This is a genomic window from Kitasatospora purpeofusca (genome assembly GCF_036010405.1).
GTDB lineage: Bacteria > Actinomycetota > Actinomycetes > Streptomycetales > Streptomycetaceae > Kitasatospora > Kitasatospora purpeofusca.
In genome coordinates this window covers 7,344,347-7,356,522 of record NZ_CP108561.1, presented here as the reverse complement: position 1 = coordinate 7,356,522, position 12,176 = coordinate 7,344,347, and the positions used below count along the sequence as shown (strand labels likewise).

10 protein-coding genes are annotated in these 12,176 nt (G+C 73.1%); 1 reads left to right on the top strand and 9 read right to left on the bottom strand.

Features of this window, described 5'->3' with window-relative positions:
• Nucleotides 1–38: 38 nt before the first annotated feature.
• Both OG715_RS32205 and OG715_RS32200 read right to left on the bottom strand, forming a co-directional pair.
• The gene (locus OG715_RS32205; RefSeq protein WP_266273782.1) at nt 39–980 is read right to left on the bottom strand and encodes an EamA family transporter; all 942 of its coding nucleotides are present in this window, start codon (nt 978–980) and stop codon (nt 39–41) included.
• A gap of 84 nt (nt 981–1,064) precedes the next feature.
• Nucleotides 1,065–1,706, bottom strand: a complete 642-nt coding sequence (locus tag OG715_RS32200; protein WP_266273783.1) for a mycothiol-dependent nitroreductase Rv2466c family protein — start codon at nt 1,704–1,706, stop codon at nt 1,065–1,067.
• 266 nt (nt 1,707–1,972) lie between these two features.
• Here OG715_RS32200 and OG715_RS32195 point away from each other — a divergent pair, with 266 nt between their 5' ends.
• Nucleotides 1,973–2,848 carry a LysR family transcriptional regulator gene (locus OG715_RS32195; protein ID WP_266273784.1) on the top strand — a complete coding sequence of 292 codons (876 nt, stop codon included), beginning with the start codon at nt 1,973–1,975 and terminating at the stop codon, nt 2,846–2,848.
• Between the two features lie 67 nt (nt 2,849–2,915).
• Here OG715_RS32195 and OG715_RS32190 read toward each other — a convergent pair whose 3' ends face one another.
• From OG715_RS32190 to OG715_RS32160, 7 genes are all read right to left on the bottom strand, one after another.
• Entirely contained in the window at nt 2,916–3,632 is a 717-nt protein-coding gene (locus OG715_RS32190) for a HemK2/MTQ2 family protein methyltransferase (RefSeq protein ID WP_266273785.1), read from the bottom strand.
• A 50-nt stretch (nt 3,633–3,682) separates the two neighbouring features.
• Nucleotides 3,683–4,600 (bottom strand): pseudouridine-5'-phosphate glycosidase, encoded by a 918-nt coding sequence (locus tag OG715_RS32185; RefSeq protein WP_407661140.1) that lies wholly within the window; start codon nt 4,598–4,600, stop codon nt 3,683–3,685.
• Between the two features lie 128 nt (nt 4,601–4,728).
• Complete coding sequence (locus tag OG715_RS32180; RefSeq protein WP_266273786.1) at nt 4,729–8,886, bottom strand: amino acid adenylation domain-containing protein; 4,158 nt, start codon at nt 8,884–8,886, stop codon at nt 4,729–4,731.
• Between the two features lie 119 nt (nt 8,887–9,005).
• Entirely contained in the window at nt 9,006–9,683 is a 678-nt protein-coding gene (locus tag OG715_RS32175) for an NAD(P)H-dependent oxidoreductase (protein WP_266273788.1), read from the bottom strand.
• A gap of 134 nt (nt 9,684–9,817) precedes the next feature.
• Entirely contained in the window at nt 9,818–10,498 is a 681-nt protein-coding gene (gene upp / locus OG715_RS32170; RefSeq protein ID WP_266273789.1) for a uracil phosphoribosyltransferase, read from the bottom strand.
• Complete coding sequence (locus tag OG715_RS32165) at nt 10,498–11,199, bottom strand: phosphoribosylanthranilate isomerase (RefSeq protein WP_266273790.1); 702 nt, start codon at nt 11,197–11,199, stop codon at nt 10,498–10,500. The genes upp and OG715_RS32165 overlap by 1 nt, the downstream gene beginning before the upstream one ends.
• 174 nt (nt 11,200–11,373) lie before the next feature.
• Nucleotides 11,374–12,066, bottom strand: coding sequence for a type 1 glutamine amidotransferase domain-containing protein (locus OG715_RS32160; protein WP_266273791.1), 693 nt, complete (start codon nt 12,064–12,066; stop codon nt 11,374–11,376).
• Between the last annotated feature and the right edge of the window lie 110 nt (nt 12,067–12,176).

The following is a 12,176-nucleotide window of genomic DNA, read 5'->3' as shown; positions in this document are numbered from 1 at the left end:
CGACGAGGTGGTGGGCGTGCTGGGCCGCGCCCGTGCCGCTATCCGCTGCGTTCCTCTTCGAGGGCGCGTGCGCCGGTGCCGGACGCGAGGGGCTCGGGAGGCGCGGCCCCGGGCTCCTTCCGGGGTGGGCGGGACTGGCCGAGCACGACCGCCAGGAAGATCACGACGATGCCGAGGAGCTGGAGCAGCGACAGCGTCTGGTCCTTGAAGAGGTAGCCCAGCAGCGTCGCCACGACCGGGCTGCCCAGCGCCAGGAAGGACACCGCGGTGGCCGGCAGCAGCCCGATCCCCCGGAACCAGACGATGTAACTCAGCACCGCGCCCAGCGAGATGAGGTAGGCGAAGCCGAGGACGTTGTCGCCCGTCAGACCGTCCGGCATGTCCTCCAGCGACAGCCAGAACGGCAGCAGCACCAGACCGCCCGCCGTCAGCTGCCACCCGGTGAAGGTCAGCAGGCTGACGCCGTCGGGACGGCCCCACCGCTTGGTGAGGGTGATGCCCGAGGCCATGCACAGGGCGCCGCCGACCGCGGCGAGAACGCCCACCGCGTCCAGCGACACCCTGCCCTTGAAGACGAGCAGGGCCACACCCCCGGCGCCCAGGGCGCAGGCCAGCGCGTGCACGCCTCTGACCCGTTCACCGAGGAACAGCGCCGCCAGGATCACCACGAACATCGGCTGGGCCGACATGATCACGGCGGCGATGCCGCCCGGCAGCCGGTAGGCCGCGACGAACAGCAGGAAGTTGAAGGCGCCGATGTTCAGCACCCCCAGCACCAGCGCGCGCAGCCACCAGACGCCGACCGGCAGCTTCCGGCCGAGGGCCAGCAGGAAGAGGCCGCCCGGCAGGGCCCGCATGGTGGTCGCCAGCAGCGGCCGGTCCGGGGGCAGCAGCTCGGTGGTGATCAGGTAGGTGCTGCCCCACACCGTCGGTGCCAGGCCGGTCAGGGCCACCGTGGACAGGTTCCGTCTGCTCGTCATGTCGATCTCGCCTCGAATCCGGTGGGAAGCACCGTGGGAATACGTCCGGTCGGCCCGGCGGCCGACGAGCCCGGCGGGGACGGCTCAGTCGAAGATCGGGTCGCGGTCGCGGCCGCGCTTCAGCTCGAAGAAGCCGTCGGTGCTCGTCACCGCCAGTACGCCGTCCCAGAGCTTCCCGGCCGCCTCGCCGCGCGGGGCGGGGGTGAGAACGGGGCCGAAGAAGGCCAGCGGCTCGCCGTCCGGGCCGGGCACGTGGATCACGGGGGTGCCGACCTCGGAGCCGACCGGGTCCATGCCCTCGTGGTGCTGGATCCGCAGCTTCTCGTCCCAGGAGTCGTCGTCCGCGGCCGAGAGCAGCTCGACCGGCAGCCCGGCCTCCTTGAGGGCGGCGGTGATCATGTCGTGGCCGAGCCCGGCCTTCTCGTGGTGGATCAGCCGGCCCATGGCGTTGTAGAGGGGGCGCAGCACCTCGGTGCCGTGCTGCTCCTGGGCGGCGATGCAGACCCGCACGTTGGCCCAGCCGTCGATCATGCCCTGGCGGTACTTCTCCGGGACCTCGCGGCCCTCGTTGAGCACGGACAGGCTCATGATGTGGAACCGGGTCTCGACCGCCCTGACCTGCTCCACCTCCAGCATCCAGCGGGAGGTGATCCACGCCCAGGGGCAGCGGGGGTCGACCCAGATGTCGGCGGTGATCGTGTCGGGACTGGCCGGCGTGGCGCTCATGACGGTCGCTCGTCCTTTCGGTCTGACGGGCGGCACGGGCGCGCGCGGGCACGCCTCGGCGGAGTGCGCCCAGGTGCGGGTGAACGGGGAGAGGTCGACGGCGGCACGGCGTCCGGGCAGGACGGACGGACCCGGTCGGGGCCCGCCCGGCGGAGCCGCTCCGGGGCGGCTCCGACCGTGTGCGGTCGCCTTCAGTGTCGGGCCGCGCGCATCGATGAGTCCAACACATGCTTGTCACCCGTTGCATCGCGGATCACGATGGACGAATGGAGCTCCAGCAGATGCGCTACGTGATCGCGGTCGCCGAGACGAACAGCTTCACCCGTGCCGCCCAGCGCTGTCTGGTGGTGCAGTCCGCGCTCAGCCACCAGATCGGGCGGCTGGAGAAGGAGCTGGGCGCGCGGCTGTTCGAGCGCACCAGCCGCCGGGTGCGGCTGACCCCGGCCGGGGCGGCCTTCCTGCCCGCCGCCCGGCAGTGCCTGGACGCGGCGGAACGGGCGGCCACCGAGGTCGCGGCCGCCGTCGGGGAGGTGCGCGGACTCCTCAAGGTGGGGCTGATCCCCACCGTCGCGGCGGTGGACATCCCGGGCGTGCTCGGCGAGTTCCACCAGCGGCACCCCAAGGCCCGGATCAGCCTGAGCGTCGGGGCCAGCGACGAACTGGTCGAGCAGGTCCGGCAGGGCGAGATCGAGGTGGCCTTCCTCGGCATCCCGGTCACCGCGCACCCCCGGGGGGTGATGGCCAGGGAGCTGGCCCGGGAGCGGCTGGTCGCGGTGGTCTCCCCGGACCACCCGCTGGCCGGCGAGAGCTCGGTGGACCTGCGGCGGCTGGCCTCGGAGGTGTTCGTCGACCTGCCGGCGAAGACCGCCGGGCGGGCCCAGTCGGACCTGGCGTTCGCCGCGGCCGGCCTCACCCGCGAGGTCGCCTTCGAGGTGACCAACGCCGACTACCTGGCCCGGCTGGTCGCGGCGGGGCTGGGGGTGGCGCTGCTGCCGCCCCGGTACGTCGCGGGCCTGACCGGCATGGTCACGATCGAGGTGACGGACGCGCCGTCCCGGGCGGAGTACGTGATCTGGGGCCGGGAGAGCCCGCACCCGGCGGCGGCGGCCTTCCTGGAGCTGCTGGGGATCACCGAGGACTGACGCCGGGTCGGTGGAGGCGTTGGGACCGGGGCCTCCCCGAGGGGAGGGAGGCCCCGGCGGGTGGGGGTCAGGAGAGGCGGTGCACGGTGAAGTCGACCGCCACGTCCAGGACGGGCTGGGTGGTGGTGAACACCCTCTTGTGGGTGAAGCCGCTGTCGGCGACCAGCTTCTCGAAGTACGCGACGTCGCCCATGGTGCTGAAGAAGAGCACCATCCGCCCGTCCTCCGTCAGGTGCTCGCGGGCCTCGGCGAAGAAGCGGGTCAGCGCCCGGTAGCCGGCGTCGGTGCCCGCGACGTCCGCGTAGTCGGCGGCGGCGAACCACTGGAACGGCGGGTTGAAGACGATCAGGTCGAACCGGCCCTCGACGGCGGCGAAGACGTCGCTCTCGCGCGCCTCCACCCGATCGCGGACCCCGTTCAGCTCGGCGTTGACCCGCACGGCGGCCACGGCGTCCGGGTTGAGGTCGACCGCGAGGACGTCGGCGCCCTTCTTCGCGGCGACCAGGGCCAGCGAACCGCTGCCGGTGCCCATGTCGAGGACCCGGTCACCGGGCTTGACCTCGGCGAACACCGCGCCGCCCAGCATCGGGGAGACCGGGCAGGGGGTCATCACGGAGGCGGGCACCCGCAGGGTCAGGCCGAGGAACGGGACGGTCTGCTCGCCCTCCTCGCCGCCCAGCTCGCCCAGGGCCCGGCGCAGTTCGGTGATCTCCTTCACCTGCGCCTCGGGGACCAGCGGGCGGTAGGACTCGGCCTCGGAGGTGGACTGCTGCTGAAGCGTCATGTCGTGTTGTCCGTCCATGTGTCGGGTGGGGTTCGGTGAATGACGTGCGGTCAGAGCTCGGCCCGGAGCCGGGCGTACGCGGCGGCCAGTCGGCCGCCGACCTCGGCGGTGCTGATCAGCACCGCCATGTTGGCGCGCGAGGAGCGGCCCTCGGTGGCCGCGTCCACGGCCCGCATCAGGTACTTGGTGACCGCCTGGCCCCGGATGCCGTCCCGCTCGGCGGCGGCCGTAGCCCCGGCGATCGCGGCGTCCACCTCCTCGCCGTCGATCGCCTCCTCCGGCCGGACCGGCGTGGTGACCAGGAAGCCGCCGCGGTTGCCCAGCGCCCAGTGGTTCTCGATCGAGCGGGCCACCTCCTCGTCCTCGTCCAGCCGCAGCGGGCTGCGGAAGCCGCTGGACGCGCAGTAGAAGGCCGGGAAGTCGTCCGAGCGGTAGGAGACCACCGGGACGCACTGGGTCTCCAGGTACTCCAGCGTCAGGCCGAGGTCCAGGATCTTCTTCGCCCCGGCGCACACCACCGCGACCTTGGACCGGGTGAACTGGATCAGGTCCGAGGACACGTCCATGGTGGTGGCCGCGCCCCGGTGCACCCCGCCGATGCCGGCCGAGGAGAAGAACGGGATGCCCGCCAGCTCCGCCGCCACCAGGCAGGAGGCGACCGTCAGCGCGCCCGTCCGGCCCCGGGCCAGGACGACCGGCAGGTCCCGGCTGCTGACCTTGGGGATGCCCGGCGTGGAGGCGAAGCGCTCGATGTCGGCGTCCGTCATGCCGACCACGATCCGGCCGCCCTCGACCGCGATCGTGGCGGGGACGGAGCCGCCCGCCCGGACGGCCTGCTCCACCTTGCGGGCGGTCGCGGCGTTGTCCGGGTAGGGCAGTCCGTGGGTGATGACGTTGGACTCCAGCGCCACCACCGGGCGGCCCTCGTGGAGCGCCTCGGCCACCTCCTCGCTCAGGGTGAGCGGCACGGCCCGGTGGGAGAGGGCGGTGGTCGGGAGCACGGCGGGGGTCGCGGGTGTCACGGTGGCGGTCGCGGGAGTCACGGTGGCGGTCCCGGGAGTCACGGTGGCGGTCGCGGGAGTCACGGCGGCGCCCATCAGAGCGCGTCGGGGCGGTAGTCGGGCACCTTGCCGAGGAGGTCCCGGCGGTTGACGATCTCCGGGATGTAGACCTGCTCGGTCCAGTTCTCCTCGGCGATCGACTCGACCGCGATCGACACCACGCCCTCCTCGCAGCCGAAGGCGTCGGTGACCGCCTTGGTCACCGCCGCCAGCAGCTCGGCCTGCTGGGTGTCGCTGAGTTCCATCGGGAAGTGCTTGATGTTGACGTGCGGCATCACGGTGTCCTTCCGGAGGTGCAGGCGGCGGTGGACGGCCGTCACCAGCTCGTCGACGTCCGGCGCCCGGAGCAGGGAGTAGTGGTCGGCCGTCAGCTCGACGACGGTCGGCGGCTCGGCGGAGTACCCGCTGCTGCCGTCGAGGAACGAGTACTCGTCCCCCCGCGCCTTGAAGACGGTGATGGGGGCCGAGACCCGGCGCTCCCGCAGTTCGCGGAAGGTGTAGTTGAACTCGAAGGTCGTCCCCACGATCCGGACGATCCGGCGCACCAGGTCCGGGTCCAGGCCGGGAACGCCCTCGCCGACGACGCGGGCGAAGCTCTCGTCGTCCCGGGCCGCCGCGAGGCAGCGCTCCAGCAGCGGGCTGTCGATCGTGCCGGTGAAGACCGAGAGCAGGATCGCCACGAAGGCCCGGCTGCTGTAACTGGCGGTCCGCTCCTCGGGGCGGGTCCCGGTGGTGCGGACCTTGGGCGAGCCGGGGGCGATCAGGAAGACGTGGTCGACCGTGCGGCCGGCCTGCTCCAGCTGGTACGCCGCCTCGAAGGCGACCCGCGCCCCGAAGGAGTAGCCCCACAGGGTGTACGGGCCCTCGGGCTGGACCTCCAGCAGTGCCCGGACGTCCTCGGCCGCCATCTCCCTGATCGTCGGGTACGGGACCTCGCCCGGGTTGACGCCGTGGGCCTGCACGCCGAGGAACGGCCGCTCGGTGCCGAGGCGTTCGGCCAGCAGGCGCAGGTTCATCGGGTAGCCGCCCAGGCCGGGCCAGCAGAAGACGGGGCGTCCGGCCGTTGCTGGTGAGGCGGCGCCGGAGCCGGTCAGCGGCACCAGCCGCGAGGTGTGCTCCGCCGGGCCGCCGGAGAGCCGGCGGGCCAGGCCCTCCACCGTCGGCGAGGTGAACACCACCTCCAGCGGCAGCGCCGCCCCGAAGGCCCGGTTGATCCGGTTGACCAGGGTGACGGCCAGCAGCGAGTTGCCGCCGCAGGCGAAGAAGTCGTCCTGCGCGGAGACGCTCTCCTGCTTCATCACTTCCTGCCACAGCACCGCCACCCGGCGCTCGGTCTCGTCCCGGGGAGCCACGAAGGGCCGGTCGGCGGCCCCCGCGACGACCCGGTCGGAGACCGCCAGCGCCTTGAGGTCGATCTTGCCGTTGGCGGTGGTCGGCAGCGCGTCGAGCACCACGACCTTGTTCGGGATCATGTAGTCCGGCAGGTAGTTGACCAGGTCGTCGCGGATCAGCTCGGCCGGCCCGCGCATGTGGACCGCGTCCTCCCGCATCCCCTCGTGCCGCCGCTGCTCGCGGCTGACCCGGCCGCCGAGGAAGAAGTACGAGGCGCCGCCCGGCCGCCCCAGCTCGCGCAGGATGCCGTCGAACCGACGGGCCGAGGGCAGGTCGTCGCCGCCGCGGGAGCTGTAGCCGGAGGACATGAAGCCGAGGTCGAGGTCGTTCAGCGACAGCCGCTGCGCCGTCCGGCCCAGGTCGATGTAGCGCCGCCACCGCTGCGGGCTGCGGCTGATCACGGTGACCCCGAACGACGCCCGGCCGTAGACGGCCTGGTTGATCGCGATGACCTGCTTGCGCAGCACGAGGTCCGACGAGACCAGGCGCAGCCGGCCGTCCTCGTGGAGGTACTGCCCGGCCGGGAGGTCCACGCCCTTGCCGGGGTGGACCTGGACGAACAGGTCCACGTCCCGGTCCTCGCGCGGTCCGCGCCAGGGCGTCCAGTCGAAGCTGCCGAGGTAGTGGTCCTGCTCGGCGACGCCCAGCCGGGCCTTGACCTCCGAGGTGAAGGGGGCGGGCCCGATGTCCAGGCCGTAGGCGGGCAGGACCTCCTCCAGGAGGCCGAGGATGTGGCCGGTCTCGATCTCCAGGACCTCGGTGATATTGGTCCTGTAGACCGGCTCGATGGCGCCTCGGCGGCCGAGGAAGTGCATCCGGATCCGGGGGCCCTCGGCGGCGGCCGTGTCGTCGGGGGCCTTGCGCGGTCCGGGTATCAGACGCGCGGGCCCTGCCGGTGCGGCGGGTGCCGCCGGGGCCGCGGAGACCAGGACGAGCCGGTGGTCGATCGGGTGGTGGTAGTGGATGCCCGGCCGGATGCCGGGGAAGCCGGTGATCTCCAGGTAGACCTGCGTCGCGTAGAGCGAACCGGGCGAGGCGTAGGCGTACTTGGGGAGCAGCCGCTCCGGGCTCAGGTGCTGCCCGAGGTGGCGCAGGATCGTGCCGAGCGTCCCGGTGTCCAGCTCCGCGAGCGGCCGCGAACGGCCGGCGGCGGCCGGGCGGCGGGCCAGCAGCGCCAGCAGGTCGCGCTCCGAGACCGGTGCCTCGCCCTCGTAGAAGCGGTAGGTCTTGCGGGCGAAGGCGAGGGCGCGCTGCGCCTCGGTGGCCGTGCGGCCGGGCAGGTCGACGGAGGGCAGTCCGGCGAGCTCGGCCGGGGACCGCACACCCGGGTTGGACAGCTGCGCCTTGACCTGGAGCTTGCTCTCCTTGGACTGGTGGTGCGCGCCGTGGCTGCCCTGGTCCATCAGGGCGGCCTCCCTGGGGTCGAGCTCGACGCAGGCGACGAGGTTCTGGAAGCCCGTCCTCGGGTCGTCCTTGACCAGCACGGCCGCGTGCCGGACCCAGTCGTGGGTCTCGATGGCGAGCCGGATCTCGTCCAGCTCCACCCGGAAGCCGCGCAGCTTCACCTGGTTGTCGGCACGGCCGGTGAACTGGACGGTGCCGTCGGCGTTCCAGTAGGCGAGGTCGCCGGTGCGGAAGAACCGCCCGCCGCCGTCGGGGTCCTCGGTGAAACGCTGCTCGGTGAGGTCCGGCCGGTGCAGGTAGCCGCGCGCCACCTGGACGCCGCCGACGGAGAGTTCGCCGATCTCGCCGACGCCCAGCTCGGCGCCGTCGCGGCCGAGGATCCGGTACTCGGTGCCGTCGACCGGGGCGCCGATGGAGACCGAGTTGGGGCCGTCGCCGACGGAGGACTTGGTGACCACGAAGGAGGAGGAGTTGATGGTGCACTCGGTCGGCCCGTAGAGGTTGACCAACTCGCGCCCCGGCAGGGCCTCCAGGAAGGTCCGGGCCAGGGATCTGGAGAGCGCCTCGCCCCCGGTGAAGACCTGCTCCAGCGTGCGGCAGGAGTCCAGCTCCTCGGTCTCCAGCAGGGCCTGGAGCAGCGTCGGGACGCACTGGAGGGTGGTGACGCCGTGCTCCTTGACCGCCGCCACCAGCCGCTCGGTGTCCCGGTGGATGCCGGCCCCGCCGACCACGACGGCGGCGCCGACCGCCGGGGCGAGGATCTCCCACTGGGCGGCGTCGAAGCTGATCGGCGTCTTCTGCAGCACGACCCGGGTGCGGTCGAGGCCGTGGGCCGCGCGCAGCCAGGCCATCTGGTGGGCGATGCTGCGGTGCTCGATCATCACGCCCTTGGGCCGGCCGGTGCTGCCCGAGGTGTAGATGACGTAGGCCAGCGCGTCGGGGGCGGGGTCGGGCAGGGCGAGCGGCGGCGGGTGCTCGTCCTCGGCGCGGACGACCACGGTGCCGGCGGGCGCCAGCGCGGTCAGCCGCTCGACCAGCCGCTCCTGGGCGACGATCACCTCGACGCCGGAGTGCTCGATCATGAAGCGCAGGCGTTCCTCGGGGTACTCCGGGGCCAGCGGCAGATAGGCGCCGCCCGCGAGGAGGATTCCCCAGGCGCCGGTCAGCACCTCGGTGGAGGGCTCGACGAACAGCCCCACGCACCGGTCCGAGGTCACTCCGAGGCTCCGCAGGTGCCCGGCCAGTCCCCGGCTCCGGCGGACCAGTTCGGCGAAGGTCAGCCGCTCGTCGCCGCCGGTCACCGCCGGGTCGTCGGGGCGCTCGGCGGCGGTGCGCAGGAGCAGTTCGGGCAGTAACGGGTGGTCGGCCGGGCCTCGGCCCGACGCATGGGCAGTCATCTGGTCCCCCTGGGTGTACGGGTGTCCTGGTGTCCGGCTTTCCTGGTGTCCCGGCGCTCCGGCGTCCCGGTGTCCTGGTGTCCTGGTGTCCTGGCGTCCCGAGGTGCGGGGCGGGCGGGTCAGCGGTCGGCGGCGGTCCGGCCCCGGCGCAGCGCGTCGGCGACGTCGATCATGCGGCGGGTCTGGTACGCGAGGGCGGCGAGGTTGTCCTCGGTGACGTTCTCCGCCAGCCGGCCCGGAACCGCCTGCCGGCCGGAGACCGAACTGACGCCGTAGGGGTTGCCGTTGCTGGGGGCCGTCATGATCTCGTCGGTGACGCCGGGCGGCACGATGATCCCGCCCCAGTGGTAGAAGACGGAGTTGAGCGACAGGATCGTCGCCTCCTGGCCGCCGTGCGGGGCGCCGGTGGAGGTGAAGGAGGCCATCACCTTGCCCTGGAGGCCGCCGCGGGCGTTCAGCGGCCAGGCGAGCTCGATGAAGTGCTTGAGCGGGGCGGCGATCATCCCGAACCGGCCGGGGCCGCCGAGCAGGATCACGTCGGCCCAGGCGAGGTCGTCGACGGAGGCGGCGGGGACGGCCGCGATCGCCGCGGCGTTCTCCTGCCAGGCCTCGGTCCACTCGGTGAACTCCGGGGCCAGGGAGGCCTGGACGTACTCGGGGACGCGGCGCAGCCGGACCACGGCGCCGGCCTTCGCGGCGGCCTCCTCGGCGGCCAGGGCGAGCTTGTGGACGTTGCCGGTGCCCGAGTAGTAGACGATCGAGATCCTCGTCGGCGCGGAGGTGTCGGCGGTGGACACGGTGGTGCTCCTCAGGGTCGGTGGCTTCCGTGGTTCCCGCGGCGGCGGGGGCAACGGGGGGTGGGGGCCGGAGCGGTGGGGTCGCGGGGTTACGGTTCCCGGACCCCGCCCGCCCCGGCGGGTGGGGAGGGTCCTCAGGCGGGGACGTCGGTCCCGAAGTAGCGGTCGCCGAAGTCGCCGATGCCGGGCAGCATGAACGCGTTCTCGTTGAGCCGCTCCTCGATCGAGGAGGTCACGATCCGCACCCCGGGGTGGCGGTCGTGCACGGCGCGGATCCCCTCCGGGGCGGAGAGCAGGTTCACGAAGAGGATGTGCTCCTCCGGCACGCCGTGGTCGAGCAGCACCCCGATCGCGGCCAGTGCGGTGCCGCCGGTGGCGAGCATCGGGTCGAGGAGCAGCACATGGCCCTCGCCGATCCCGGCGGGCAGCGCCGCGTAGTACAGGCGCGGGAGCTTGGTGACCTTGTCCCGCTGGATCAGGATCTTGCCCAGCCTGGTCTCCGGTGCCATCACCCGCAGCTCGGACTCCATGCTGTCCCCGGCCCGGGCGACGGACACGCCGTAGACCGGGGTGGCCGGCGACAGGCCGTGGTAGACCTGCCCGACCGGGGTGCGGACGTCGCGCGGCTCGTACGGCAGCAGGTCCAGCGCGGCGTCCAGGAGGCCGCGGATGATCCGGTTGGCGGAGAGGACGAAGTCCTCCCGGCGGGCCTCGCGGTCGCGGACGACCGCGTGCAGGGCCCGCAGACGGTTGGTCTGGGGCACCAGGTGGGTCACCCGGGTGACGCCCCGCAGCGGCTCGGTCCCGGTGGTCATCAGGAGGCGCTCCGGCCATCCTCTGCGGCGACCCGGGCGAAGGCCGCGCGGGCCTCCTGGACGAAGACGCGCACCTTCTCCCGGTCCTTGCGGCGGGTGGCCCTGTCCTCCAGGCCGGTGTGGGCGTCCACGGCGGCGGGGCGGACGGCCTCGATGGCGGCCGCGACGTTCTCCGGCGTGAGCCCGCCCGCCATCATCAGCGGCTTCGGGGAGAGCCGGACCAGCTCGGCGCTGACCGACCAGTCGTGGGTCAGGCCGGTCGCGCCCTTGGCGCCGGTGGCCGGGTTGAAGCTGTCGGTGATGAACATGTCGACCCACTCGGCGGAGGTCTCGACGACGGCGCGCAGCTCGTCGATGTTGTCCGACTTCACCACCAGGCTCTTGAGCACGTAGAGGTCCGGGGCGAGGGTGCGAAGGCGGCTCAGCTCGGCCGGGGTCACGTCGCCGTGCAGCTGGATCGCGCTCACGCCGATCTCGGCGCAGAACGCGGCGATCTCGTCGGCCTCGGTCAGGTAGGTGATGATGACGCCCTTGTTGCCGGGCTGGATCGCCTTGACGATGGCGGCGGCGTCGGCCTCCGAGAGGTCCTCGTTCTTGGCCGGCAGGCGCAGGGCGAAGCCGAGCCAGTCGGCGCCCTCCTCGATGATCAGATCGGCCTCGGCCTGGTCGATGATGCCCGCGACCTGGATCAGTCCGTACATGTCTGCCTCCTCGGGCCTCGGCGGTCCTGGCCGGGGCCGGTCTTCGACGGTTTCGGGGGGCCGTCCGGGGACGGCGGGGGTGGTGCGGGGCCGCTCTGCGGGGCGGGCCCGGCGGGTGCTTCCCGGGACTGCGCGTGCGCGTCGCGGGGCGGGCCCGGGTGGGCGCGCCCGGGGTCAGCGGGTCTCGGCGGCCTTGGCGAGCTCGGCGACGACGAGGCGGGCCACGGGGGCGGCGGAGGCGGGGTTCTGCCCCGTGACGACCCGGCCGTCGCTCTGGGTGTGGGCCTGGTACACGGGCGCCTTGCTGTGCAGCGCGCCCGACTCCTTCAGCCGGTCCTCCAGCAGGAACGGCATGACCTCGACCAGGCCGAGCGAGTCCTCCTCCTCGTTGCTGAAGGAGGCAACCCGCTTGCCGCTCACCAGCAGCGTGCCGTCCGGCAGCCGCAGGTCGACCAGCGCGGCCGGGCCGTGGCAGACGGCGGAGACGACGCCGCCCCGGCCGTGGATGTCCATGGCGATGCGGGCCAGGTCCGGGGAGTCCGGGAAGTCCCACATGGCGCCGTGGCCGCCGACGTAGAAGATCGCCGCGTACCCGGCGGGGTCGACGTCGGCCGCCCGGCGGGTCGCCACGAGCTTGGCCTTGACGGTCTCGTCGGCCAGGAAGCCGACGATCTCGGGGTCGTCCTCCTCGCCGGGGAAGACGACGGCCGGCGGCTCGCCGCCGCGCACCGAGACGAAGTCGACCTCGTGGCCGGCGCCGACGAAGACGTTGTAGGGGTGGGCCGCCTCCGAGACGCTGTAGCCCGTCCGGTTGCCGGTGTCGCCCAAGGTGTCGTGGCTGCTGACGGCGAGCAGGATCTTGGCCATGGTTCCTCCTGGAGTCGCTGCGGAGTGCTCCGCGGGTGGTCGGGCGGGGTGCTCGGGCGCGGGGCGGGTGGCCGACCCCGGCCGGTGCCGGGGCCGGGTGGTACCGGGTG